The sequence below is a fragment of the Kitasatospora sp. NPDC092039 genome, from assembly GCF_044756065.1.
Taxonomy (GTDB): Bacteria; Actinomycetota; Actinomycetes; order Streptomycetales; family Streptomycetaceae; genus Kitasatospora.
Window position 1 is genome coordinate 104,967 of the sequence record NZ_JBIVSD010000001.1, and the last position, 25,078, is coordinate 130,044.

Here is a 25,078-nt window from a genome sequence, read left to right on the forward strand (position 1 = left end):
AGGGCCGGGCCCGGGTGGCGATCGTCAGACGATCGGCGCGATCGAGTCCTGCGGCTGCGCACAGGAGGACGAGGCCTGGCAGGAGCAGGAGCCCCACGAAGCGCCGTTCTCCGGCAGGGCGACGGTGTCGCGCAGCGCGGTGACGGTCAGGTCGCTGAGGTCGAGGTCCTGAAGGTCGAGGGCCTCGGTGCGGGACGCGGTGGTGTCTGACATGGCGTTCTCCCTTGAGTCGGCAGGCGTGCCGGCCGGAACGGAACGGTGTGCCTGCGAAGCGAGTACTGCGGGATGTGCCGGGCCCCCCGTGGGTGCGCCGCCGGCGGGTCTCGGACCCGGGCTCGCGCCGCCCGAGGAGACTCTAGCCCGCGGGCGGCGGCCGGGATACGGGTTCGGGAATCTTGGCCGGGATCCCGTTCCCCGGCGGCTCGGGACCGGTCCGGCTCGACCGGCGGTCCACCGGCCGCCGTGGGCTTCCGGCCCCCGGTCCCCGCTCCGCGCCCGACCGTTCCGGCACCGGCGTCACCCGTGCTCCGGGCCCTCCAGCTCCTCGTAGGTGAACTCGTCGGCGGGGCTCGCCGGGGAGGACCAGCCGTTCGAGAGCACGGTGATGTCGACGGTCTTCGGCTTGCCGACGCCCTTGGTCGGGGCGGGCGCGGTGGCCGCGATCGTGTCCGGCGGGGCCACCTGCCCGACCGCCTGGTTGTCGCCGAAGAAGACCTTGGCGTCGGATCCGAAGTTGACGCCGGTGACGGTGACGGGGGTGCCGGTCCGGCCGTGGTCCTCACTGATGGCGGTGCCCCGCACCGGGGCGGTGCCCTCGTAGGCGAACCGCGCGGTGGGGACGGCCGGCGAGGTGCCGAGGAAGGTGGTGACCCGGACGGGCACCACGCCGACCCCGGCGGGCGGGTACGCGGTGATCGTGGTGCCGTCGCTGCTGACCGCGATCCGCGGGCAGGCGACCGTGCCGAAGTCCAGGGCCACGCCCTGGGCCGCGTTGAAGCCCGTACCGGTGACGGTGACCTGGGTGCCGGGGCCGCCGGTGTCGGGGCTGATGCCGGTGACCAGCGGCCCGGAGGGCAGGGCGGGGGCGCCGAGCAGGTCCAGGTAGGTGTCGTTGGCGTGCTGGTAGGCGACCTGGCCCAGGAAGTCCTGCAGGGACCCTTTCACCACGGCCGGATCGTGCTTCGCGTAGTGCTGGTTCAGCGGGACGGCGGGGCCCGGCTGGGCGTAGACGTTGGGCCCGGGCAGTCCGGCGAGCGCCGAGATGACGGCACGGACGTCCTCGTTCGCCTTCGGGCCCTCGTCGGGGTACCACGTCTTGGCCTCGTCGAGGCTCGTCCAGGCCAGCGGCACGATGTCCCAGCAGTTGACGTAGCGCTGGTTGACGACCCAGGAAAGCTCCTCGGAGAGGTGGTTCGCGAAGGCCGCGTTGCCGGCGCTGGGGGCGGCGAAGGTGTAGAGGCCGAACTGCGGGTCCCCCGGCCAGGACTGCGCCTGGAGGTAGGCGCCGACCATGGTGGCGAGGCAGCCGCCGAGGCTGTGCCCGATCACGTGGACGGTGGGGTCGGCGGGTGCCTTGGCGAGGGCGCCGGTGAGGGCCTGGGCGAGGGTGACGCCGACCGAGTTCATGGTGAGGACCTGGCTGAAGGCCGTCATCGCGCCCGTGGAGACGCAGGCCGGGTCGGTCGGCGAGCCCGCGAACCCGAACGGGACCACCGTGCCGACGTCCAGGTCCTCCAGGAGGTCGGTCACCGTGCCGACGGTGCCGCGCAGGACCACGGCGAACTGGTTGGAGCCGTCGCGGTTCTGCGCCAGGTAGGCCAGGTTGGCGTTGGCCGGGCTCATCGCGATCCAGTTGAGGATCCAGGTGCCCCGGGTGGCGAGGGAGGAGTCGGTCAGCAGCTGGTTGACGCCCAAGAAGGCCCGGTTGCACTGCTGCGACACCTGCTCCCCCGACGGCCGGGTGGTGGCGGCGGTGGCGGCGATCGCCGCGAGGGTCATCGCCGCCTGGGGCGTCATCGGTCCGGACTGCTCCGTCGTCATGCGGTGCTCCTCGGGTCCGCCCGGGCCTCGACGGCACGGGTCGTACCCATCCTGTTGCCGCACGGCGCGCCCGGCGGGGCGTCACCTCCGGCGCCTCACGCGTTCGGCCGACGACGCGGTACGGCGCCGGGCGGGCGCGAGCGCGGGCCGGGCGCAGGCGCGAGCCGGGCTCAGGCGCGGGCCGGGCGCAGGCGCGGGCCGGGCGCAGGCGCGGGCCGGGCTCAGGCGCGGGCTCAGGCGCGGGCGCGGGCCGGCCTCGGGCCGGGCGCGATCCCGGGCCGGGCGAGGCGGCTCCGGGCCGGGCGAGGCGGCTCCGGGCCGGGCGGACCCGCCGCCCGGCCCGTACGGCTGCTCACGTCAGCGGCAGCTGCCCCGGGACCGGACCGCCGCGCCGGGCGAGGCGGCGCAGGAAGGTGGTGACGCCGGGGGTGCCGACCGCCCAGGCGCGGGCCTCCGCGTCCGGCCGGCGGCCGGGCAGCAGCGGGCGGGCGGGCGGGCCGCCGGCCCGGGTGAGGATCAGGCCAGCCAGGTCCTCGGCGGCCGCCCAGTGCCGGGCCTCGCCGGTGGCCACGGCGAGGTCGACGAAGAGGTCCCCGACGCCCGCGAGGCCGCAGCAGCGGAAGACCTGCGCGGTCCTCGGCGCGATCGTCCGGCAGGTGTCGGCCGCCTCGGCGGCCAGCGCGAGCAGGTCGTCGTCGCCGTACCGCCGGCCGGCCTGCACCAGCAGGGTGCCGAGCCCGGCCAGGCCCCGGCACCAGGCCAGGTAGCGGCGGGTCGCCCCGGGTGCGCGGGCGGCGGCCATGATGCCCGGGAGGTCGGCGGCGAGGCCCTCCACGATGTGCCGGGCGGTGTGCCGGGACGCCTCGTCGGGCATCGCGAGCAGGAAGTGGGCGACGCCCGCACGGCCGTGCGCGAATCCCTCGGCGAGGGCCGCGGTGCCGGGGTTGGGCTCCTCCCCGAGGTCGTCCAGCGGCCGGCCGGCCAGCTCGGCGGCGCAGTCGGCGGCGGCCGCGCGGTGCGCTTCGGCCGCCGGGCCGCCGGACGCCGCCCCGGGGCCCGCCGAGCCGAGGGCGGCGAGCAGCAGGTGCCCGGTGCCGATCCCGGCGGTGCCGGCGATCTGGTCCACGCCCGTTCCCTGGTACCGGCGGGGCTCCGGGGGCTCGGTCCCGAGTACGGCGGCCGCCTCGGCGAGGAACAGGTCGACGCCCGTACGGCCCTGGTACAGCGAGCCGTCCAGGTGGTCGAGGGCGGGGTGGGCGGCCGTCCAGCAGGCCAGCTCGGCGGCGGCGGCCCGGGCGTCCGGGCGGTCCGGATGCTGGAGCAGTTCGAGCCCGAGGCCGGCCGCGCCGTCGTACAGCGAGAGCAGGGTCCGCGGCCGCTCCGCGCCGGAGTCGGCGGTGACCAGCTCGCGGGCCATCCGGACGCAGGTGGTGACGGTGTGGTCGAGCGCCTCGGCGGGCCGGGCCGTGGCCCGTCCGGCGGGGGCGCTCCGGCGGGCGGGTGCGGTGCCCTCCCGCAGCCGGGCGGCCGCGGCGGCGCGGCGCGCCGGGTCGAAGCTCAGCAGGCCCCGGACCAGCTCCGCCGCCGGGTGCCCGGGCTCCGGGAGGGCGGCGCGCAGGCAGGCCAGGGTGCGGTCGCGGTTGACCGCCGGGTCCGGGTCGATCACCACCGGGTCGAGGCCGGTGAGGGCGTGGTGCAGGGTGGTGCCCAGCGCGTAGTGGTCCTCGGTGGGGTCCTGCCCGGTGGCGCCCGGCAAGCCGTACCCGGCGGTGGCGCCCGGCGGGCGGTCGCCGGCCAGGGCGCTCACGCCGAAGTCGACCAGCGCGGGCCGGCCGTCCCGGTCGAGCACCACGTTGGCGGGCTTGAGGTCGCAGACCACCACGCCGCGCGCGTGCACCGCGTCCAGCACCCACAGCAGCCGGCGCGCCAGCGTCCACCAGTCCCGCCCACCCTCGGCGGCGCCGGCAGCGGCGTCGTACGGTCCGCGGGTGAGCAGCTCGCGGCGCAGGTCGGTCACTCCGCGGGCGGCGCTGACCAAGTACTCGTCGGTGCCGTGCCGGAAGTAGTCGACCAGCGCGGGCACGCCGGGCACCCCGGCCAGCGCGTCGAGCACCCGCCGCTCGTGCCGCAGCCGGCCGCGCGCGTCGGTCCCCGCGCCGTCCTCGGCGACGAAGGCCCGGGCCTGTTTGACCACCACCTCGCGCCCGGTGGCGAGTTCGACGGCGCGGTAGACGTGGCCGCTGGGCGCGCGGGTGATGCCGGCGGTGATCCGGTAGCGGCCGGCGCCGACCCGGGTGGTCGCCGTACGGGCGGGGGTGCCGGGCGCCTCGAACGGGTCGTCCGCCCACGGCGGCCGGCGGTAGCGGGGCTCGGCCAGGCCGGGGAACAGCGAGCCGTCCGGGCCGGTCATCCCGGCCTGCGCCTCGTCGTCGGTGACGCGGAACGGCCCGTAGCGGTAGTGCACCGGGGCGTCCGGCAGCACCCGGCGGTCGCTGACCACCGCGGGGCCTTCCCGGCCGGCCAGCACCTGCGCCAACTCCAGCCCCAGGGAACGGACTTCCTCGGGCCGGGGGTAGACCGTGACGGCCTTGCCGACCGCGGCGGCGCCGTGCCGGCCGCTGTTGAGCTCCCACAGCGCCTCGGTGCTCATCGCGAACTTCACGTCGCAGACCCGGCGGAGCAGGATCGGGAGCACCGTGTCCAGCAGGGCCGTGAACCCGTCCGGGCGGGCGGACAGGTGCAGCTTCCAGCCGTGGGCGAGCTCGGGCATCCGGGGGTCCCGGAGGTACCACCACCGGCCGTCGGTGCGCGGCGGGCGGTGCGGGCCGGGCGCCCGGGCGGCGAGTTCCTCGACCCGGCGCCGGAGTTCCTCGTGTCCCGGGGCCGCGGCGGAGCCGGGGTCGGGCGGTGTTCGCATGGTTTCCGTCCTTCCCCGGCCCACCGTGGTCACTGTTCGTCCGGATCCGGGTGGATCAGAAGTCGACCTCACAGGGGAAGCGGGTCGGGACGTAGGTCACCCACGGGTCGGCGAGGCAGGCGACCGGGGTGAGGTCGGCGTCGAAGGCGTCCTCGAAGACGATGGCGTCCTCGTCGATCTCCAGCGGGCCGGCGTCGCGGACGGCGGTCATCAAGGCACTCATGGGGGTCCTCCCAATGATTGGTGTTGATGGGTCCTTTCGCTGAGCGGGCTCATGCTAGCCAGGCCGTCCGGCCCGGGACAGGGAGCTGACGGACTCGCCGGATCGCCTACGACAAAGGGAGGTTCCGTTTGTGGACGCCGGCTCCGCCCGCCCTCACCGGGGCGGCACACACCGGATCGCCACCTCCGGACCGGTCAGCCGGGCCGGAGGTGGCGAGGCAGGTCAGCCGGGTCGGATGTGGAAGCGGGTCAGCCGCGCAGGCGGCGGGCCCGGAGGTACTCACGGGCCAGCAGGCGCAGCGCGGCGGGCTTGGCCGGGCTCGCCGAGCGGCGCAGCAGCGCGCCGAGGTCGGCGCGGGCGGCGGCGCTGGTGAGCTCCTCCACGCCGACGATGCAGCGGACCATCGGCCGGTGGGCGGGCGGCACCCGGTCGACGACGGCCCGGCCCTCGGCGAGGGTGTGGTCGGCCCGGTCGAGCAGGGCGGTGAGCAGCGCCCGGACGGCGGGCAGGTCGCGGCCCCGCTCCAGGTCGGCGCGGGTGACGCCGTGCTCCTCCAGTGTCCGCTCGGGGACGGTCAGCCGGCCGTCGGCGAGGTCCTCGGCGAGGTCGTTGACGAAGTCCAGTCGCTGGCTGCCGTCGATGAAGGTGCGGCAGGCGGCGCGGTAGTCGCGCTGGTCGCCGTCCGGGCCGATCAGGCCGGCGACCACCATGAAGCCGGGCAGCGAGTACCCGTCGACGTAGGCCTGGTAGTCCTCCTCGGTGGCGAACTCGGTGAAGTCCAGGTCGGCGGCGGTCGCGGCGAGGAAGTCGAGCACCCGGTCCCGCAGGACGGGGTGGGCGTCGGCGCTGTTCAGCAGGGGGCGCAGCTCGGGGTCGTCGGTACGGCCGGCGGCGAGGCTGTCGGTGACCTGCCGCTGCCAGCGGGCGGACGCCGTCCGGCGTTCGGCGAGCGGGCCGCTGTCGAGCAGGGTGTCGGTGCGGTGCATGAAGGCGGCGGCGGCGATCACGTGCGGGACCATCCGGGCGGGCAGCAGCAGCTCGGCGGCGAGCGCGGCCTCCCGCCGGTACCGCGCCATCTGCTGCCGCTGCCGGGCGTAGTCGGCCCGCAGCCCGGCCTCCCGTACGCCGGCCGCGTCCAGCGCCCGTTCCCACCTGCCCACTCGGTCCACCCCGTCGCTCGTCCGCCGGGGACCGAGCGTAGCCGGTGTGAGCGGCCGGACCCATTCGGGCCCCGGGCCCGACGACAGGCCCGGAGGACAGGGCCGAGGCCAGGCCCGAGGACGGGCCCGGCGGTGGGCCCCGAAGCAGACCCCGTACACGGGCCCGGCCGCAGGTCAGCCCTGGCGGATCGCGGAGAAGCCGCAGGCCGGGGTGCAGAGGGTGACGATGCCGCTGTAGCGGTAGGTCGTACGGCCCCGGGTGACGCTGTGGGTGGTGTGCTTCTCGCGCAGGTTGAGCTCCCGGCAGCGCGGGCAGGCGGCGCCGACCGGCTGGCCCCAGGGGCGGTTCGGGTTGAGCTTGGCGATCGAGACGACCATCAGGACGGCGGCCAGGCCGGCGCCGCCGAAGCCGACGATCCGCCACACCCCGTTGCCGGACTCCCGCCGGTCGATCATCTCGTCGTAGGAGTAGGTGCCCCCGCCTCCTCGGCTCGACCAGATCCGGCACTCGCTGTGCCGGGTCATCGTCTTGCCGTCGCAGGTCGGCGGGGTGTTCGGGTCCGACTTGCCGACCACCAGCGCCAGGAAGAAGCCGAGGGCGATCAGCAGGCCGAAGAAGACCACGGCGACGGTCCGGCTGCGGCCGGTGTGCAGCCGTTTGCGCTCGTTGTACGCCGTGTCGATCACAGCCTGGGCCATGTTTCCCCCGTCGACCGCCACTGCTCTTCTCCTGTTGTCGTCCGGATCGCCCTCCCGGCCGCTGCCCCGCGCCGGGTGGTGATCCCCCTCCGCGAGGGGGCGAGAAGAACCCACCATGATCGACGGGTGCCCGTACGGGACTTGGGAAGAGCTTGACCCTACGGTGACCTGCCGTGACCTCGGCGAACCCCTGTCGTGACCTCGGAGACCTGCCGTGACTCAGCGGTCCGCCGTGTCCTCGGCGGTCTGCCCTGTCCTCAGCGGTCCGCCGTGACCGACGCCAGGTAGGCGGCCGCCCCGGCCGGGTCGAGGAACCAGTCGTCCAGGTCCGCCGGGTCGTCGAAGCCGTTGGCGAAGCGGTCGGCCACGGCCGGTACCCGGCCGCCCGCGCCGAACAGGTCGAGGACGTGCGGGGGCGGCGGGGCGAGCATCGCGTTGGTCCAGGTGGTGACGGGGCCCGCGGTCCGCCAGAAGCGGTCGAAGGCGGCCTGCTGGAAGTCGCGGTCGAAGGGTTTGTCGCCGTGGGCGAGGATCGCCTCCAGGTAGTCGGCGGCGCACTTGGCGGCGCTGTTCGAACCCTGGCCGGTGATCGGGTCGTTGAGGACGACGACGTCCGCGACGCCCAGCACCGCGGCACCGCCGGGCAGTTCGCCGACCGGGTGGCGCACCACCGGGGTGAAGCGCCCGGCCAACGTGGCACCCGCGTCGGTGAGTTCGACGCCGGAGCGGGTCCGGTCGTACTCCCAGGGGATGAAGGTCTTCATCAACTCCAGTGTCACCCGAAGGTGTTCGGCCGGATCGCGGATCCCGTCGAAGGCGTCCGCCGGGCCTCCCGGCTGGGCCTCCCAGAGCAGGATGTCGCAGGGCCCGGCCCCGGTCAGCGCCGGCACCGCGAAGAACTCCCCGACGCCCGGCACCACGTCGCAGCGCACCGCCGGGAAGTCGTGCTCGGGGCGCGGCCCGAGCCCGTGCACGTAGCTGGCGGCGAGCGCGCGCTGCGGCCGCTCGTACGGGGAGCGGACGAGGTCGCGCTCGAACAGCGACGCCAGCGGGCCCTTGCCGGAGGCGACCAGCACCAGGTCGTACGAGCCGGCCAGGTTCTGGAGGTCGGCGGGCGTCACCTGGCGCAGCTCGACCCGGCCGCCGCGCTCGGCGAACAGCTCCAGCCAGGCGGGCATCTTCAGCCGCTGGTCGACGGACTGCGCGTAGGCGTCCAGCCGACCGACCCAGTCGATCAGCCGCTCCCCCCGCGGCCCGGCGACCGACAGCCCGACGCCCTCGATCCGCGGCGCCCGGTCGGCCCACAGGTCCAGGCCGAGGGCGCGCTCGGTGCGCAGCGCGGAGTCGAACATGCACTGGCTGGACGTCACCCGCCCGGCGCGCACCTCCTCCGGGCCGCGGTCGGTCAGCACCGTCACGTCGTAGCCGTGGGCCTGGAGCCCCAGGGCCAGTTGGAGCCCCGCCTGCCCGGCTCCGACGATCAGAACTCTGCGCATCGCCCCTGCTCTCCTGGTGGTACGACCCGGACGACGGCCGGCACGGCCACGCCGCCACTGGTCTGCTTACCAGTCATCGCCCCGCCCGTCCACGGGCCGGACCGCTGTCCGCCGCACCCGGCGCTCCTCCCCGGCCGCGAGCCGCCCAACGCCCAACGCCGGTACGGGACATGGCGGTCTTCGCGGATCCGGGCGGCCGACCCGACTACGGGCGCGAGGCGGGCCCGGCGGAATGGCCGGAGCCTCACCCCGAGACCAGCTGCCGCCCGCTGATCTCCTCCGGGCGGATCCGCACCCAGCGCGGCCGCCTCCCGCCCGCCCAGGGCGCCGCGCCGGGCAGGCCGGCCAGGCGCTCCAGCTCGACCGGGTCGTCCACGTAGTGCGCCGGGCCGATGGCGAGCACGCTCCACCCGCGCCCGAGGAACTCGTCGATGTGGTCGACCTGGAAGGAGACCGCGGCCCCTCCTCCGGGGCGGCCGCGTCGTGCTCGCCGGTGCGGTAGGCGAAGGAGCCGTCGTCCACCACGTAGTTGACCGGGAGCACCACCGGCCCGGGCTCGACCGGCAGGGCGATCCGGCCGATCCCGTGACCGCCGACCAGCTGCCAGCAGTCCTGCTCGGTGAGGGCGAGCAGCCGGGGGCGCGGACCGGGGGAACCCTGCCCGGGCGGGGCATCGGCTCGGCCGGACAGCAGCTCGCCGCGGGTGCTGTCGAGGGCGGCGGCGATCCGGACGAAGCCCGCCGGATCGAACGCGGGCCCGGCGTCCAGCAGGCACCGCAGGTAGCGGGGGGCCATCGCGGCCCGGTTGGCCAGTGCCTCCTCGCTGAGGCCCAACTGCTCGCGCCGTTCGGTGATCCGGCGGGCCACGGCGGCGGGGTCGGGGGTGTCGTGCACGGTGGTGACTCCTCGGCTTGCCGGAGGCCGTCGGGCCGCGTCCGGGCGTTGACCAGGCCGGTCCATCCAAGCGCCCGGCCTGCGGCAAGTCGAGCAACAGCACGGCCCGTGCGTGTCGGTGCGGCCGCCCTTGCCCCGGGCTCCCCCTCCCCTCCCCCTCCCCGATCCGGTGCGCCGGAAGGCTCAGCTCCGCAGGCCCGACCGCCGCCGCCGCGTGACGATCGGCTGGACGGCCCCGTGCGCCGGCCGCCGGGAGAAGGGCCAGCCATGAACCTGAACCGACGACGCTTCCTCACCGCCCTCGGCGCCGCCGCCACGGCGGTGTCCGTCGGCGGCACCCCCGCCCGGGCACTCGTGGCCTTCCCGCCCCGCGACCGCGGCTGGGCGGCCGCACCGCCCGACTGGAAGGCGCTGCGGAACCGCCTGGGCACCCGGCTGGTGCTCCCCGCCGACCCCGGGTACGGGACCGCCCGGCTCGGCTACAACACGCTGAACGACGGCCAGCTCCCCGCCGCCGTGGCGCAGTGCGTGTCCGCCGACGACGTCCGGGCCTGCCTGGACGTGGCGCGCGGGCACGGCATCCCGATCGCGGCCCGCGGCGGCGGCCACGGCTACCTCGGGTACAGCGTCCCCGCCCGCGGCCTGGTGATCGACCTGCGCCGGATGGCCGACGTCCGGGTGCGGCCCGACGGCACTGCGGAGATCGGCGCCGGCGCCCGCCTGATCGAGGTGTACGCGGCGCTCGCCGAGGCGGGCCGGCTGCTCCCGGGCGGCAGCTGCCCGACCGTCGGGGTCAGCGGCCTGACCCTGGGCGGCGGCCTCGGCGTGCTGACCCGCGAGTACGGGCTCACCTGCGACCGGCTGACCGCGGCCGACGTGGTCACCGCCGACTCGCGCCTGCTCACCGCCGCGCCCACCACGGAGCCCGACCTGTACTGGGCGCTGCGCGGCGGCGGCGGAGGCAACTTCGGCGTCGTCACCCGGTTCGCCTTCGCCACCGCCCCCGCTCCCGGCCTGACCGTCTTCGTGCTCGCCTTCCCGGCCGGCTCGGTGACCCAGGTGCTGGGGGCCTGGCAGCCGTGGGTCGCCGCGGCCCCGTACGAGCTCTGGGCCAGCTGCCAGATCACCGGCGGCACGCCGCCCGGCTGCCGGATCGTGGGCTGCTACGTGGGCGACCCGAGCGGCGCGAACCCCCTGCTCGACCGCCTGGTGACGGCGGCCGGCACCACCCCGGCCTCGCGCACCGTCTCCCCCAGGGACTACCTCGGCGCCATGAAGTTCATGGCGGGCTGCTCGAACGACACCGTCGCCCAGTGCCACCCCACCTGGGAGGGCGGCATCCTGCCCCGGGCCGGCTTCGTCGCGGTCTCCCGGGTGCTGGGACCGGCACCGCTCGACCCGGCGGGGGTCACGGCGCTGATGGCCGGCCGCACCGGAGTCGACCTGCTGCTCGACTCCCTGGGCGGCGCCGTCGGCGAACTCGCCCCCGACGCCACCGCCTTCCCCCACCGCGACTCGCTCGCCACCGCCCAGGTCTACGCCGGCGCCACGTCGATCAGCGAGGACCGGGTCCGGACCACCGTGAACAGGATCCGCGACGGGCTGGCCGCTCTCGGCGCGCACGGCGCGTACGTCAACTACATCGACGGCACGCTGCCCGACTGGGGCCGCGCCTACTACGGCGGGAACCTGCCCCGGCTGAAGGACGTGGCCCACCGCTACGACCCGGACGGGGCCTTCGCCTTCCCCCAGTCCGTCGCGGCCGCGTAGCGTCACCGGCATCGACGGGCCGATCCGGCCCCGGTTTCCCGGCCGCCCCCGGGGCGGCCGTCTTCCCGGATAGGGTGGGCCGTCATGACACGTGTGCGGAAGCTGCCGCTGCTGTTCGCGCTCTGCGGCGCGGCCGTCTCGGCCGGAACGGCCGTCGGCGGACGTCCCGGTCTGGCCGTGCTCCACCTGCTGCTGTTCGGGGCGCTCGCGGGCCTGCACTCGCCGCTGCCGTTCCCGGCACCGATCGGCGCGGCGGAGGCCCGGCGCCGCAGCGCGGCCGACGGCCGGCCGGTGGTCTACTGGCGCCCCGGCTGCAGGTACTGCCTGCGACTGCGTCTCCGGCTGGGCCAGTCGGCCCGACAGCTGCACTGGGTCGACATCTGGCGCGACCCGGAGGCGGCGGCCGCGGTCCGGGCGGCCAACGACGGCAACGAGACCGTCCCGACCGTCGTGGTCGACGGCCGACCGCACACCAACCCCGACCCCGCCTGGGTGCGTGCCCTGGTTCCCGCCGCGGCTTGAACGAAGCGCGGCGGTCAGGTTCCCCGACCGCCGCCCTTCGGGTCGTTCGGCTCGGCTCAGGTCCCAGGCTGTGGTGCCGCCCTTCCCGGTGGAACCGCTGCGCCTGGAGGCGTCCACCGATCCCGCCGCCGGCCCCAAGCCATAGGCCGGCTCTATGGCGTCATAGATCACCACCGCCTACTTCCCTGGTCATTCGTAGGGTTTGCTACAAAGGTTCAGACCACCTTTGCGCCGCGCCCGACCGGAGGACCACTCGTCATGCCCCGCCCGATCCGAGTCGCGATCGTCGGAGCCGGCCCCGCCGGCATCTACGCCGCGGACGCCCTGCTGAAGTCCGACGCCGCCCAGGCCCCCGGTGTCTCGATCGACCTGTTCGAGCGGATGCCCGCCCCGTTCGGCCTGATCCGCTACGGGGTGGCGCCCGACCACCCGCGCATCAAGGGCATCGTCACGGCCCTGCACCAGGTGCTCGACAAGCCCCAGGTCCGGCTGTTCGGCAACGTCGACTACCCGAACGACCTCGCCCTGGACGACCTGCACCGCTTCTACGACGCCGTGGTCTTCTCCACCGGCGCGATGGCCGACCGCGCCCTGGACATACCCGGGATCCACCTCGACGGCTCCTACGGCGCCGCCGACTTCGTCTCCTGGTACGACGGCCACCCGGACGTGCCCCGGACCTGGCCGCTGGAGGCCGAGAAGGTCGCCGTCCTCGGCGTCGGCAACGTCGCCCTGGACGTCGCCCGGATCCTCGCCAAGACCGCCGACGAGCTGCTGCCCACCGAGATCCCGCCGAACGTCCACGAGGGCCTGCGGCGCAACCGGGCCGTCGAGGTGCACGTCTTCGGCCGCCGCGGCCCCGCCCAGGCCAAGTTCAGCCCGATGGAGCTGCGCGAGCTGGACCACTCCCCCACCATCGAGGTGATCGTCGCCCCCGAGGACATCGAGTACGACGAGGGCTCGATCGCCGAGCGCCGCGCGGTCAAGCACGTCGACCTGGTCGCCTCGACGCTGGAGAACTGGGCGATCCGCGACGTCGGCGACCGCCCGCACCGGGTGTACCTGCACTTCTTCGAGTCGCCGGTGGAGGTGCTCGGCGAGGACGGCCGGGTGGTCGGCCTGCGCACCGAGCGCACCGAGCTCGACGGCACCGGCAACGTGCGCGGCACCGGGCGGTTCACCGACTGGGACGTGCAGTCGGTCTACCGCGCGGTCGGCTACTACTCCGACGAGCTGCCCAAGCTGCCCTTCGACCCGGCCTCGGGCACCGTCCCGCACCAGGCCGGGCGGGTCCTGGACGGCGACGGCTCGCACCGCACCGCCACGTACGTCACCGGCTGGATCAAGCGCGGCCCGGTCGGCCTGATCGGCCACACCAAGGGCGACGCCAACGAGACCGTCGCCTGCCTGCTGGACGACCACGCCGCCGACCGCCTGCCCGGCGCCGCCGAGCCGGACCCGGCGGCCGTCGAGGAGCACCTGCGCGCCCAGGGCGTCCGCTTCACCACCTGGGCGGGCTGGCAGCTGCTGGACGCCCACGAGCGCGCGCTCGGCGAGGCCGAGCAGCGCGAGCGGGTGAAGGTCGTCGAGCGCGAGGACATGCTCCGGCACAGCGGGGCCTGAGCCCCGCGGGGGGCCGCCGAAATCCCGTGGGAATTCCGCCCGGAGCATTCCCACGGGATTTCGGCCGACGACCGCACCGGCCGATCACCGCACCGACTGATGAACACATCGGCTGATGAACACACTGTCCGTTGGCCGCACTGCCCGGTGACCGCTCCGTCAGGCGCGGACGATCGGCAGCAGCAACTCGTCCACGATCTCCGCCGGGTCGAGCTGGACCGCGTCCCCGCCGCACATCTTGATCCGGTAGAGCATCAGCGCCGGCACCAGGTCGGTCACCAGCGGGGTGACCGCCCCGGGGCGGACCTCGCCGCGCGTGGTGCCGCGGTCCAGCACCTCGGCGATCAGCGCCGTCGTCGGCCGGACCACCCGTTCCAGCACGATCTCCACGAAGGCGTGCGCCCGCTGGTGGTCGAGTTCGCTCATGATCGCCCGCACCGCGGCGCCGAGCTCGCTGAACATCGCGGCGCGCAGCCTGGTGACCACCTCCAGCAGGTCCCCGCGCAGGCTGCCGGTGTCGGGGGCCGGGCCGGACGGCGGCAGGCTGGCCCGCAGCGCGTCCTTGACCAGCTCCTCCTTGGACGGCCAGCGGCGGTAGAGCGCGGCCTTGCCGGTCTGCGCGGCGGCGGCCACCCCCTCCATGGTCAGCCGGGCGTAGCCGTCGGTGGTGAGCTGCTGGAGGACCGCCTCGTAGATGGCGCTCTCCAGCGCCTCGCCGCGCCGGCGCAGTGGGGTGCCCGTCACCGTTCCGTGCCCGGCATCCGTCTCAGCGGTCATGGTTGCGCACCTTCTTCAGTCGCCTTTCCTCGGTCCCGTCGCTCCACGCGCGCCCGCGGATCTCCGGGAAATCCCGGGCCGGTCGCGCGAATGGCGGGGCATTTCCTCTATCGCGGTTCCCTGAAGCCCCGACATGGCCGGGGACTACTGTCGATGTTAGTGAACGAACCCGTTCCCGCCGTCTTCCAGGTTGCGCCGTGGGGTGGCGCCGCCCGCACGACGGGACCGGGGCAGGGGCGGGACCGGGACGGGACCGTCGCCCCATGCGGTTGGGGCACTACTGGCGGTGGCATGGAGGAGCAGGTCGAAGCGGACCGCCTGCGGAACCCCGTGGAGGACCCCATGACCGACAGAACGGCCAGCGCGGCGCTGGTGGCGGCCGGTGCCGCCGCGGTATTCGCCGCCGTGAGCGTCGCCGCCGCCCGAGCGTGCCGGTGCCCGGTCCCGGGCGCCGAGGGCGCGCTGGGAGCGGGACGGCGCCGCCCCGTTACCACCGACACCGGTACGGCTCTCAGCACGCGCAGCGACCGCCGCTGCACACCGCCGAACCACTGCTGAACCCGCCGCCCCTCGCTCCCTCCGAACTCCCGTCCCCCGCCCCCGGCCGCCATCCGTCGCGAGCCGGGGGCCTCTCCGCTGCACCGCGCCCGACCCGGTAGCCGCTCGGGCGCTCGGGCGCTCGGGCGCTCGCCCGTTCACCCGCTTGAGCGCTCGGGCGCTCGGGCGCTGAGGTCGGAGGCGCCGGGTCAGCCGCTCGCGGGCCGGCGCGGGAGCACCGCGTGCACCCGGGTACCGTGCCGCAGGGCGTCCACGGTGCAACGGCCGCCGATCTCCGCGGCCCGCTCGGACATCGACCGGAGCCCCACCCCCGGGATCTCCGGAAGGCCGTGACCGGGCCCCCGCCCGTCGTCCTCGATGTCGAGTTCCAGGTGCCCGTCGTCGACCTGGACGGACACCGTGGCACTTCCCGCCCGGGCGTGGCGCAGCACGTTGTTGAGCGCCTCCGCGGTGATCCGGTACACCGCGACCTCGACGGCGGCCGGCAGGGCCGGCAGCGGATCGGGCTCCAGCCGGGTGGCGACGGCGAGATCCGGGCCGCTGAAGGTCTCGGCCAGCCGGCTCAGCGCCAGTGACAGACCGTAGTCACCCAGCGCGGTGGGCCCGAGCCGGTCGGTGATCCGCCGGACCTCCCGGACCGCCGTGGCGAGGTCGTCCGCGACCCGGTCCAGTACCACCGCGTAGCACGTCGGGTCGTCCACCGCCGCGGCGCCCTGCAGGCGCAGCCGCAGCCCGGCCAGCATCGGGCCGAGGCCGTCGTGGATGTCCCGGCGCAGCTGGCGGCGCTCCTCCTCGCGGGCCGCGACGATCTGTTCACGGCTGGCCCGCAGGTCCTCCGTCAGCTGGAGCGAGGCGACGGCGGGCGCGGCCTGGTCGGCGAGCGAGCGCAGGATGTCGCGGTCGCTGTCGTCGAGCACCCGCTGCCCCTCGCGCGGGGCGACGGTGAGCCGTCCGATCTGTTCCCCGCGGTGCACCAGGGGGAAGCCCTCACCGCTGCCGGAGAGTTCGCCCACGGCGGCCAGCGACCGCTCACCGCTGCGCGTGGCGACGGTCAACTCCACACCGGGCAGCAGCAGTTCGTCGCTCACGGTGCGGCACAGCACGGCTGGCACCTCCTGTGGGTCGACGGTCTGGCTGACCCGGCCGGCGAGGCTGCGCAGCACCTGGTACGGCTGCGCGCGCGAGCCGTAGTACCAGCGGTCGACCAGTCCGGAGGTCCAGCGCACGCCCCGGGGCAGACCGACCGCGAGCAGGAAGATCGCGGCGACCACCAGCAGTCCTCCGAGGCTCTGGCCCGGCATCAGCATGGTGGAGAGCAGCCGGGCCACCGCCAGGAAGACCAGGGCCAGTCCGGCGGCCACCAGCAGGCCGACCAGCACCCGTCGGGCCGCCCGGTCCAGCCGCCAGGACCCGTCCCGGACCACCACGGCGGCCAGGGTGACCGTCCAGAGCGCCGAGGTGACGGCGAAGGCGACGAGCGAGGCCGTGCTGTGTCCGAAGTAGTCGCCGAAGTCGGCCGCACCCCACAGCAGGTACACGCCGAGGGCGATCAGGACGTTCTGCCGGCGCCGCCGCGACACCCCGCGGATCCGGGCGAGCGGAACCAGCACCACCAGGACGGTCAGCGCGACGAACACGGCGAGCTGGGCATCGAGCATCCGGCCGTTGAAGCCGTCCAGCCACTTCGCGACGGCGCTGCCGGCGAACGGATTGGGCCGGCCGAAGACGGTGGGCTCGGAGAGCACGTAGAGCGACGGGGGCAGCCTCCACAGGGCCACGGCTCCGACCGCGAACCACCAGCGCCTGCTCGGCAGTCTCCCGTACGGCAGCCACAACGGCAGCGCGTGCCACAGGGTGCCGTCGACGAGGTAGCCCACCCCCACCAGGATCACCACCGCCCCGACCACGTGCGAGTCGGCCGCCTGCCCCCAGAGCGGGGTCTGGGCGGCGAGTGGGACGATCACCGCCGTGCCGTACGCGAGGAGGACCCAGCCGAGCTGGTTGCCGGGCCGGTGGGCGTGCAGCAGCACCCCGCCGGCGACGGCCGCGAGGCCGTAACCGAGTTCCGGCAGCAGGCGGACGGGCGTCGCCGTCCCGGGTGCTCCGAGGTGGGTCAGCACGTATCCGACCCACAGGCCGCCGGCCACCAGGCAGACGAGCGCGCACAGCCCGGCCGCGGCCAGTTGCCGCTCCGCCGGGCCGGACCGCGGCCGCCACCAGGCTCTTCGCGTGCTCTCCGCAGCCATGTTCCGCCCTTTCGCCGCCGGGCCCCTGCCGATCTCTGCAGTCTGCGCCACCCGTTGTCCCGGGCGCATGGGGCAACGGCCCCGCCAGCCGTCGGGGCGGCCGAACGCCCCCGGCGCGGTCGGCTCCGAGAGGCGGCCGGCACGGCGCCCGCCGATACTGGGGCGGCCCGGATTCTTACGGAGGAACCATGGACTACGGTCTCGGCGTACGGCTCGACCAGCCGTTCGCGCAGGCGGTGGAGGCGGTCACCGCCGCGCTCAAGGAGCAGGGGTTCGGCGTCCTGACCACCATCGACGTCCGGGCCACCCTGCGGGAGAAGATCGGCGCGGAGATCGAGGACTACCTGATCCTCGGCGCGTGCAACCCCGCCCTCGCCCACCGCGCGCTCCAGGCCGACCCCCGCATCGGGCTGCTGCTGCCCTGCAACGTGGTGGTGCGGACGGACGGCGGCGCCACGGTGGTGGAGGCAGCCGACCCGCAGACGATGGTCACCCTGGCGGGGCCCGGAGGCGGGCTCGGCGACGTCGCGGACGAGGCGGCGCAGCGGCTGAACGCCGCCCTGGACACCCTGCGCGGATGAGGAGCAGACCATGACCGACCCCGCCGCCACCGAACCCCTCGCGACCGAACCCGTCGTCGTCGGATATGACGGCTCCCCCGAGAGCCTCGCCGCCACCGAGTGGGCCGCCCACGAGGCGCGGCGCCGCGGCTGCCCGCTGGACGTCCTGCAGGCCTGGCCGTGGCCGCGCCAGGACGTGGTCGGCAGCGAGGAGACCTACCGGCACGCGATGGACCAACTGGCCTTCCGGACCGAGGAGTTGCGCCCACTGGCCGGGCCCGGCCCGGTCACCTCGTCGATCGTCCCGACCGACCCGGCCGAGGCCCTGGAGGCTGCCGGGAACTCGGCCACCCTGCTCGTCCTGGGCTCCCGCGGCCTCGGCGCGGTGCGCGGCTTCCTGGTCGGCTCGGTGAGCCAGGAGGTACTGCGCCGGGCGGGCTGCCCGGTGGTGCTGGTCCGGGCGGAGGCGGCCGAACCCGAGGGCCCGGTCCTGGTCGGCCTCGACCTGACCCACCCGATGGACGACGTCCTGGCCTTCGCCTTCGACGCCGCCATCCGGCGCCGGGCCCCGCTGCGGGTGGTGCACATCTGGTCCCCGCCGGTCTCCAGCCAGTACATGGCGCTCCAGGCCGTCGGCGGGCTGAAGGGCGAACTCTCCGCCGTCGAGCGCACCCGCTTCGCCGAACAGCTCGACCCCTGGCGCGAGCGCCACCCCGAGGTGTCGGTGACCGCCGACCTGATCCAGGGCAGCCGCTCCGCCGCCCTGGTGGACGCGGCGGCCGGAGCCCGCCTGCTCGTCGTCGGCCGCCGCATCCGCCGCACCCTGCTCGGAGCCCACCTCGGCCCCGTCGCCCACGCCGCCATCCACCACGTGCACTGCCCGGTCGCCCTCGTCCCCCACGCGTGACCGGGGCCACGGGCGCGGCCCGGCCCCGGCCCCGGCCCCGGCCGCTGCGCGGGGCCGAGGCCGCGATGCCGCCCTTGTGCCGTCACAACGCCCGCGTTGCGATGATCCGCTGCCCTCCGGGGGCCCGGTGAGGACGCGGCCGCGTAGATAAGCACCATGCCGAGCTGCGGCTGACCCCCGCTGGCGCGGGGAGGACTCGACGTCGTCCGGGATGTGCGCCCCAAACAGCGGCTGACCCCCGCTGGCGCGGGGAGGACGCGAGCCCTGCCGTGTTCGCGCTCGTGGTGGTCGGCTGACCCCCGCTGGCGCGGGGAGGACATCTGCTCCTGCTCCATGGCGCCGCCGATGCCCGGCTGACCCCCGCTGGCGCGGGGAGGACGTCGCCAGCAATGTGCTCTGACCTGCGATTTTCGGCTGACCCCCGCTGGCGCGGGGAGGACCGCCCAGAGGCCTTCACCAAGGCCCTCGAGGACGGCTGACCCCCGCTGGCGCGGGGAGGACGTGCTCCCGGCTGCGTGGCGGGACCTGGGCTTCGGCTGACCCCCGCTGGCGCGGGGAGGACTCAAGCCGCCCTGAAAGTCCACTGCTGCTGGACGGCTGACCCCCGCTGGCGCGGGGAGGACCCGGGCGGCCTCGAGATCACCGACGACACTGACGGGCTGACCCCCGCTGGCGCGGGGAGGACCCCAGCAGCTCCTCGACGCGGGCCCGCAGCTCCGGCTGACCCCCGCTGGCGCGGGGAGGACAACCGGCCTGGTGGTGCCCCCGGCACTCCCGGCGGCTGACCCCCGCTGGCGCGGGGAGGACTACGCGCCCTGGGCTGGACGATCGGCGAACAGCGGCTGACCCCCGCTGGCGCGGGGAGGACTCGACGACGATAAGCCGGATCCCGTGTTTACGCGGCTGACCCCCGCTGGCGCGGGGAGGACACGCCGTACTTCAACGACGGCGAGCCCTGCACCGGCTGACCCCCGCTGGCGCGGGGAGGACCCGGCGCCCGCCGGACTGGGCGGGCACGGCGGCGGCTGACCCCCGCTGGCGCGGGGAGGACGCCACGACCGCGGTCGGGTCGCCGTGGCTCCGCGGCTGACCCCCGCTGGCGTGGGGAGGACGAGGTCCCGCCCGGTGAGAAGCGCGCCGCCGCCGGCTGACCCCCGCTGGCGTGGGGAGGACAGCACTTGGGAGATCCCGAAGGCTGGGACCGTCGGCTGACCCCCGCTGGCGCGGGTAGGACGGCCGGGTCCTGGGCGCCGAGCGCCTGGGCCGCGGCTGACCCCCGCTGGCGCGGGGAGGACTCGCCAACGGCCTGGAGATCCCGGCCGAGATCCGGCTGACCCCGCTGGCGCGGGGAGGACAACGCCGCCGACTTGGCGAGCTGCTGGGGGCCGGCTGACCCCCGCTGGCGCGGGGAGGACGCCTCGCCGACAGGCAGGAACGTCCCCCACGTCGGCTGACCCCCGCTGGCGCGGGGAGGACCCGCGCACCGGCGCGCCGTCTCCCTCCAGCCACGGCTGACCCCCGCTGGCGCGGGGAGGACAGGCATGGAGTGCCGCCTTTCGGTGAGGTGGGCGGCTGACCCCCGCTGGCGCGGGGAGGACCCCACCGTCGTCCACAGCTCCTCGTCCGCGTTCGGCTGACCCCCGCTGGCGCGGGAGACAGGCTCTGGGCCTCGGCGACGGCCTCGGCGAGCGGCTGACCCCCGCTGGCGCGGGGAGGACCGCCGTGACCTGCTCACGCAGTTCGCCGGTGGCGGCTGACCCCCGCTGGCGCGGGGAGGACACAACGAGCCAGCCGCCGCCGAGTCACCCCGACGGCTGACCCCCGCTGGCGCGGGGAGGACACGTCCTGGCCCTTCACCGTCGCCCCGTCCGGCGGCTGACCCCCGCTGGCGCGGGGAGGACGCCTGGTGGGCCTCCTTGAGGCGGTCCACGTGCGGCTGACCCCCGCTGGCGCGGGGAGGACCTGGGACAACATCACCCGGGCCTGAACCGGGACGGCTGACCCCCGCTGGCGCGGGGAGGACGCCCGCAGGCAGGCACCCGAGATGGTCGGCGACGGCTGACCCCCGCTGGCGCGGGGAGGACCCCGAGCCGAGGCCGGGCCGACTGATCCGCCGCGGCTGACCCCCGCTGGCGCGGGGAGGACTCCTCCTCCGCCGGTACGGCGTGGTGCTTCTGCGGCTGACCCCCGCTGGCGCGGGGAGGACGGACCCGACCCCGGCCGCGGTCCGAGCCACCAAGGCTGACCCCCGCTGGCGCGGGGAGGACTGGCTGACCATGGAGACGCTCACGCCCAACCACGGCTGACCCCCGCTGGCGCGGGGAGGACGTCACCACGGACCGGCGCGTGCTCCTGGACACCGGCTGACCCCCGCTGGCGCGGGGAGGACACTACCCGTGCGCGACGCTCCGCCTGCTCGCACGGCTGACCCCCGCTGGCGCGGGGAGGACTAGCCCCCGAAAGGTTCCGGGAGGTTCCGGAACGGCTGACCCCCGCTGGCGCGGGGAGGACCCCGGCCTGTCCGTGGCGGGCTGGAAGGCCCACGGCTGACCCCCGCTGGCGCGGGGAGGACGCGCGTTGTCGGTGGAGATCATGGTCCGCTGCTGGCTGACCCCCGCTGGCGCGGGGAGGACCCTTCCTGACCTGCAGCGTTTCTATGGCTTTGCCGTTTCTTGACCATCGCGCACCTGCACCCCCGCCATCGCAACGAGCGTCAGCCCGTCGAAGTCCACCGGCTTTCGCCGCTGCTCGCCCGCCGTCCGCAGCTCGAATCCCTGCTCGTTGGCCGCCGTGTGGACCAGGACCGCCACGCCGTCGCCGACGCAGCCGCTGACGGCGTGCCAGAGTTCCTCGCGCACTTTGGCGGAGATGGTGCCGACGTAGAGCTGCGGGGTGACTTCGAGGAGCCAGCGGGTGAGCGCGCCGCGTACGTGGTCGGGAACCGCGGTGGCGGACAGGACGGTCATCGCTGCCATGGTTGCCTCCTGAACGGGTAGGCACGCGGGCACGGCCTCACAGCAGTTCCTCGCCCGCGTAGTTGACCCCGCCCGGGATGGGGCCGGAGACCGGGTCCCACAGGTCGACGAGTTGCTCCTCCGGGTCGGGGAGGGCGATGTCCTGGCCCGGTGCGAGCAGGCGCTGGATGTCGGTGACGATGCGCGGCAGCAGGCGGAACAGGCGCAGTCCGTCGCGGAAGGCGCGGCGGGCGTCGGCTTCGGGCTGCGGGGAGGCGTGGAGGGAGAAGGCCAGCGGGATGGTGAGTTCGGCCTTGTAGAGGTCGGCGACGTCGTAGACGAAGGCCTGCTGGTTGCCGTTGTGGACGAAGCCGAGGGCGGGCGAGCAGCCGAGGGCGAGGACGGCCGCGTGGACGATGCCGTAGAGGCACGTGTTCGCGGACGACAGCGCGAGGTTGACCGGGTCCTGGGTGTCCCAGGAGTTCGGGTCGTAGTTGCGGCGGAAGCGGCCGATCCGGTGCTGCTGGGCGAGGAGGCGGTAGAGGGTCCTGATCCGTTGGCCTTCCAGGCCGCGGAGTTTGTTGAGGTTGCTGCCCGGCGGGGCGGTGCCGGGGCCGAAGCGCTGCTCGTACATGGCGGTGGCGACGGACAGGCGGGTGGTGTCGTCGGCCCAGGCGCGGGCCTGGCGTTCGAGCCAGGTGGTGCTGAGGGACTCGGGGACGGTGGCGGCATAGCAGCGGACGCCGCCGGATCCGGCGATGACGACGGTGGTGCCGTGGCGGGCGAGGGTGGACAGGGCCCGGGCGGTGATGGAGGTGCCGGGGCCGAGGAGGACGCAGCTGAGGGCGGCGGTGGGGAGGTAGACGGTCTCGGTGCCGCGGTGGGGGCTGGTGACCTCGGCGCAGACGCCGGTGTCGTCCTGGACGATGCGGACGATGTCGAGGTAGAGGAAGGAGAGGGAGTCGGCGATGCGGGGCAGCATGGCGACGGTGGGGGCGGCCAGTCTGCGCCGGGCACCGCCGCGGTCGGGGCGGCGGGCGGTCACTGCGGCCCCCGGTGGGGGGCGATGCTGAGGAGGCCGCAGCCGTAGGCCTTGCCCTTGCCGATGCCGTCGATGAGGCGGGTGCGCAGGAGGTCGGCGTCGGTGATGGCGGCGGTGCCTTCGAACAGGACGCGGTCGTGTCTGACGGGCCGTCGGTCGCTGCGCCGGTGGCCCTTGGCGGCTTCGAGGGGGCTGGAGTGGAGGGTGCCGAGGTTCAGGCCGGAGGACTCCGCCTGGCGGGCCCACCAGTCGTCGGCGGCCGTGCCCTGGAGGGGGACGACGGCTTTGAGCCGGTAGAGCTCGCGGGTGGCTCGGCTGGGCCTGCGGATGGGGTTGGCGGCGATGCGGTAGCGGATGTGCAGGCCGGGCCGGAGGGCTTCGAGGAGCGGGGTGAGGGTCTTGGTCGCGGCCTGCCCGTATCCGGCGGGGAGGCGGTCGAGGTCGGGCCGCTCGGCGCTCTGGAGGAGGATCTGGTCGCCGGCGGGCGTGGACTCGCTGCGGAAGAGGACGCCGAGGCGGCGGCGCGGTTCGTCGTCGGCCACCTGGTCGGGGAAGAGCGACATCATGCGGTGGTGCAGGTCGACCGCGCCGGCGCTGTCGCGGCGGGCGTCGCGGCTGCGTGGGTCGGGGACGATGCGGGTGAGCCACAGGGTCATGCGGGAATGCCTTCGGGGCTGGTGGTGTGCCGGGTCAGGTAGTCGCCGAGGGCGGTGAGGTAGCCGGTGGCGAGGCCCTTGCAGCGGTCTGCGGGCAGGGTGAGGGTGCGCTGGTAGCGGGGGCGGGCGCGGTAGGAACGCCGCCGGGGGTGGAAGTCGATCGGGTCGTCGGTGACCTCGCCGACGGGGGTGCTGCCGTCGTCGTCCCCGGGCTGGGGGTGGTCGCCGAGGCGGTCGAGCGGCTGGTCGCCGTGGAAAACGATGTCGACGGTCTTGCTGCCTGGGGCTCGTCGGGCGATCGGCAGGTGGACGAGGTGGTGCAGGGGGTCGTCGACCAGGCCGAGCAGCAGCGGGCCTTCGGGCGGGCAGGAGCGGCGCCCGAGGTAGGGCGGCCAGTGCGGGGTCCGCAGCGCCTGCGCCCACTCGTCGAGTCGGTCGGGAGCCGCGGTGACGACGGCGGTGAAGGCCGCGTCGGCGAGGTAGTAGCGGTGGGACAGCAGGGTGGCGGTGGCGCCGGTGCGCTTCTTGCCCTCGGCGGTGGTGACCGTGCGGGCGGCGGGCAGGCCGCCGCCGACGGTGTGCAGGTCGCGCAGGATCACGCCCGACCGGTCGGTGCGGATCGTCAGTGAGAGGGTGGCGAGGTCGTCGATGGACTCGCCGCGCTTCCGGCCGAGGGCTGCGGCGAGCAGGCCGACGACGCCGGAGCGGGTGGGGAAGGGCGCGGTGTCGCGTTCGTTGAACTGGCCGGTCTCGCCCCAGGACTGCAGCGGCGCGGCCAGGCGCAGCAGCAGTCCCCGCGTGGGAGTGCTCATGCTCCGGCCCCGGCGGTGACGGAGGCGGCGTCGAGGCGGGCAGCGGTGTCCGCGCCGGTGCGGTCGGTGGTGAAGGCCGCGTCGATGGCGGTGTCGATGAGCTGCGGGAAGGAGTCGACGCGGGTGCCCAGACCCTGGAGGTCCTTGTCCTCCAGGCTGGCCCAGGCCGCGGTGACGGTGCCGCGCTTGCCGAGGAGCTTGTTGGCGGCGGTGGCGTAGCGGGCGAGGGCGGTGCGGGAGGCGGGGCCGTAGCCGCCGCTCTCGTGGGAGGCGACGGGCTGTTCGAAGGCGGCGGCGTAGGAGAGCGGGCGGTCGCTGCGGACGGCGATGTGGACGAGGTCGGGGATGGTGTGCGGGGCGGTGGCGGTCTTCTTGGCGCGCGGGAGGGAGAGGATGAAGGCCTCGGCGAATCCGGCGGCGAGCTCTCGGGCGGCGGCGCGGTCGCCGCCGAGGTTGGCCGCGAGGTCGGCGAGGTCGACGGTGGCGTAGCGGTAGAAGACGCCGGCGCTGAACTCGGCGTGGCCCATGTGGGCGCTGCCGGTGGTGTCGCCCCAGGCGGAGGTGACGTCGTCGACCGCGGAGAAGTAGTCGAGTTCGACGTCGGTCCCGTGGGTGGTGAGGGCGTGGGCGACCTGTACGGCGCCGTCGACGCCCGCGTCGTCGACCTCGGCGAGCATGCGGCCGAAGAGGTTGATGACGCCGTTGCGGCTGCGCAGGACGGCGTCGACGGCCTCCTTGGGCAGGACGCTCTTGTCGCTGGTCTTCTTGATGTCCTTGGCGCTTTCGAGCTCGGCGCGGTGCTCCTGGGCGATGGCGGCGAGTTCGGCGACGGCCGTCTCGGGCACGTAGACCATGGCGTTGGTGGTGACGACGGGCGAGTCCTTGGTCTCGAACTTGATGCTGCTGCCGGCGGCGACGTGCTGTCCGGCGCGCTGGGCGAGTTCGGCGGGCCAACCGTGCTGCTCCTGGAGGAGGCGGGTGACGCGGGCGCCGATGCGGCGGGTGCGCAGGGCCTGCTCACCGAAGCTCTGCTGGAAGTACTCGCGCACGGCGCGCTTCCAGGACTGGCTGCTGACGCGGGTGCGCTCGGTGTCGCCGTAGCGGACGGTCTTGACGGAGTTGTTGTCGTCGCGGTTGAGGTTGGCGAACGGGACGCTCTGGACGACGTGGATGTCGAGGAAGCGGGCGGTGGTGCGGTCGGGGCCGGGCATGCTCTGCTCCT

Annotated in this window: 21 protein-coding genes, 1 pseudogene and 1 CRISPR repeat array; of the genes and pseudogenes, 6 read left to right on the top strand and 16 right to left on the bottom strand. The window is 75.1% G+C overall.

Features of this window, described 5'->3' with window-relative positions:
• Positions 1-24: 24 nt before the first annotated feature.
• The 9 genes and pseudogenes from ACIQI7_RS00480 to ACIQI7_RS00520 all read right to left on the bottom strand — a co-directional run.
• A complete protein-coding gene (locus ACIQI7_RS00480) occupies positions 25-213 on the bottom strand; it encodes a thiazolylpeptide-type bacteriocin (RefSeq protein ID WP_387755892.1) in 189 nt (62 codons plus the stop codon).
• 303 nt (positions 214-516) lie between these two features.
• Positions 517-2,040, bottom strand: a complete 1,524-nt coding sequence (locus ACIQI7_RS00485; RefSeq protein WP_401103442.1) for an IPT/TIG domain-containing protein — start codon at positions 2,038-2,040, stop codon at positions 517-519.
• Positions 2,041-2,392: 352 nt separating this feature from the next.
• Positions 2,393-4,957, bottom strand: coding sequence for a class IV lanthionine synthetase LanL (gene lanL, locus ACIQI7_RS00490; RefSeq protein WP_401103444.1), 2,565 nt, complete (start codon positions 4,955-4,957; stop codon positions 2,393-2,395).
• Between the two features lie 55 nt (positions 4,958-5,012).
• Complete coding sequence (locus tag ACIQI7_RS00495; RefSeq protein WP_387755885.1) at positions 5,013-5,180, bottom strand: SflA family class IV lanthipeptide; 168 nt, start codon at positions 5,178-5,180, stop codon at positions 5,013-5,015.
• Between the two features lie 248 nt (positions 5,181-5,428).
• Positions 5,429-6,340, bottom strand: coding sequence for a phytoene/squalene synthase family protein (locus tag ACIQI7_RS00500; protein WP_401103447.1), 912 nt, complete (start codon positions 6,338-6,340; stop codon positions 5,429-5,431).
• Between the two features lie 174 nt (positions 6,341-6,514).
• The gene (locus tag ACIQI7_RS00505; RefSeq protein ID WP_401103448.1) at positions 6,515-7,039 is read right to left on the bottom strand and encodes a hypothetical protein; all 525 of its coding nucleotides are present in this window, start codon (positions 7,037-7,039) and stop codon (positions 6,515-6,517) included.
• Positions 7,040-7,296: 257 nt separating this feature from the next.
• Entirely contained in the window at positions 7,297-8,535 is a 1,239-nt protein-coding gene (locus ACIQI7_RS00510) for a styrene monooxygenase/indole monooxygenase family protein (protein WP_401103450.1), read from the bottom strand.
• 244 nt (positions 8,536-8,779) lie between these two features.
• Positions 8,780-9,145, bottom strand: coding sequence for a pyridoxamine 5'-phosphate oxidase family protein (locus ACIQI7_RS00515; RefSeq protein WP_401104506.1), 366 nt, complete (start codon positions 9,143-9,145; stop codon positions 8,780-8,782).
• Positions 9,034-9,495, bottom strand: a pseudogene (locus ACIQI7_RS00520) (pyridoxamine 5'-phosphate oxidase family protein); the annotation flags it as partial. The gene ACIQI7_RS00515 and the pseudogene ACIQI7_RS00520, both read right to left, overlap by 112 nt.
• Before the next feature lie 201 nt (positions 9,496-9,696).
• On the opposite strand from ACIQI7_RS00520, the gene ACIQI7_RS00525 reads away from it, so the two are divergent.
• From ACIQI7_RS00525 to ACIQI7_RS00535, 3 genes are all read left to right on the top strand, one after another.
• Positions 9,697-11,199 (top strand): FAD-binding oxidoreductase, encoded by a 1,503-nt coding sequence (locus tag ACIQI7_RS00525; RefSeq protein WP_401103451.1) that lies wholly within the window; start codon positions 9,697-9,699, stop codon positions 11,197-11,199.
• Between the two features lie 84 nt (positions 11,200-11,283).
• Positions 11,284-11,721, top strand: coding sequence for a glutaredoxin domain-containing protein (locus ACIQI7_RS00530; RefSeq protein ID WP_401103453.1), 438 nt, complete (start codon positions 11,284-11,286; stop codon positions 11,719-11,721).
• A 258-nt stretch (positions 11,722-11,979) separates the two neighbouring features.
• Complete coding sequence (locus tag ACIQI7_RS00535; RefSeq protein ID WP_401103455.1) at positions 11,980-13,344, top strand: FAD-dependent oxidoreductase; 1,365 nt, start codon at positions 11,980-11,982, stop codon at positions 13,342-13,344.
• Between the two features lie 159 nt (positions 13,345-13,503).
• Here ACIQI7_RS00535 and ACIQI7_RS00540 read toward each other — a convergent pair whose 3' ends face one another.
• Positions 13,504-14,121 carry a TetR-like C-terminal domain-containing protein gene (locus ACIQI7_RS00540; RefSeq protein WP_401103457.1) on the bottom strand — a complete coding sequence of 206 codons (618 nt, stop codon included), beginning with the start codon at positions 14,119-14,121 and terminating at the stop codon, positions 13,504-13,506.
• A 342-nt stretch (positions 14,122-14,463) separates the two neighbouring features.
• Here ACIQI7_RS00540 and ACIQI7_RS00545 point away from each other — a divergent pair, with 342 nt between their 5' ends.
• A complete protein-coding gene (locus ACIQI7_RS00545; RefSeq protein WP_401103458.1) occupies positions 14,464-14,679 on the top strand; it encodes a hypothetical protein in 216 nt (71 codons plus the stop codon).
• Positions 14,680-14,867: 188 nt separating this feature from the next.
• Here the strand turns inward: ACIQI7_RS00545 and ACIQI7_RS00550 are convergent, their stop codons facing one another.
• A complete protein-coding gene (locus ACIQI7_RS00550; RefSeq protein ID WP_401103460.1) occupies positions 14,868-16,925 on the bottom strand; it encodes a histidine kinase in 2,058 nt (685 codons plus the stop codon).
• 188 nt (positions 16,926-17,113) lie between these two features.
• Between ACIQI7_RS00550 and ACIQI7_RS00555 the strand changes: the two genes are divergently transcribed.
• Together ACIQI7_RS00555 and ACIQI7_RS00560 are read left to right on the top strand one after the other, a co-directional pair.
• Positions 17,114-17,506 (top strand): DUF302 domain-containing protein, encoded by a 393-nt coding sequence (locus tag ACIQI7_RS00555; protein ID WP_401103462.1) that lies wholly within the window; start codon positions 17,114-17,116, stop codon positions 17,504-17,506.
• Between the two features lie 10 nt (positions 17,507-17,516).
• Entirely contained in the window at positions 17,517-18,392 is an 876-nt protein-coding gene (locus tag ACIQI7_RS00560; protein WP_401103465.1) for a universal stress protein, read from the top strand.
• A gap of 106 nt (positions 18,393-18,498) precedes the next feature.
• Positions 18,499-21,025: direct repeats of the CRISPR family, unit length 29 nt; unit sequence CGGCTGACCCCCGCTGGCGCGGGGAGGAC.
• Between the two features lie 21 nt (positions 21,026-21,046).
• Here ACIQI7_RS00560 and cas2e read toward each other — a convergent pair.
• From cas2e to cas7e, 5 genes are read right to left on the bottom strand one after another with little or no spacing between them, the layout of a single operon-like run.
• The gene (gene cas2e / locus ACIQI7_RS00565) at positions 21,047-21,367 is read right to left on the bottom strand and encodes a type I-E CRISPR-associated endoribonuclease Cas2e (RefSeq protein ID WP_401103466.1); all 321 of its coding nucleotides are present in this window, start codon (positions 21,365-21,367) and stop codon (positions 21,047-21,049) included.
• A gap of 37 nt (positions 21,368-21,404) precedes the next feature.
• Positions 21,405-22,328 carry a type I-E CRISPR-associated endonuclease Cas1e gene (cas1e, locus tag ACIQI7_RS00570; RefSeq protein ID WP_401104509.1) on the bottom strand — a complete coding sequence of 308 codons (924 nt, stop codon included), beginning with the start codon at positions 22,326-22,328 and terminating at the stop codon, positions 21,405-21,407.
• A 59-nt stretch (positions 22,329-22,387) separates the two neighbouring features.
• Positions 22,388-23,044 carry a type I-E CRISPR-associated protein Cas6/Cse3/CasE gene (gene cas6e, locus ACIQI7_RS00575; RefSeq protein ID WP_401103468.1) on the bottom strand — a complete coding sequence of 219 codons (657 nt, stop codon included), beginning with the start codon at positions 23,042-23,044 and terminating at the stop codon, positions 22,388-22,390.
• On the bottom strand, positions 23,041-23,856 hold the full coding sequence (gene cas5e, locus ACIQI7_RS00580; protein ID WP_401103470.1) for a type I-E CRISPR-associated protein Cas5/CasD: 816 nt from the start codon (positions 23,854-23,856) through the stop codon (positions 23,041-23,043). The genes cas6e and cas5e overlap by 4 nt, the downstream gene beginning before the upstream one ends.
• On the bottom strand, positions 23,853-25,067 hold the full coding sequence (cas7e, locus tag ACIQI7_RS00585; RefSeq protein WP_401103472.1) for a type I-E CRISPR-associated protein Cas7/Cse4/CasC: 1,215 nt from the start codon (positions 25,065-25,067) through the stop codon (positions 23,853-23,855). Before cas7e ends, cas5e begins: the two co-directional genes overlap by 4 nt.
• Positions 25,068-25,078: the final 11 nt, after the last annotated feature.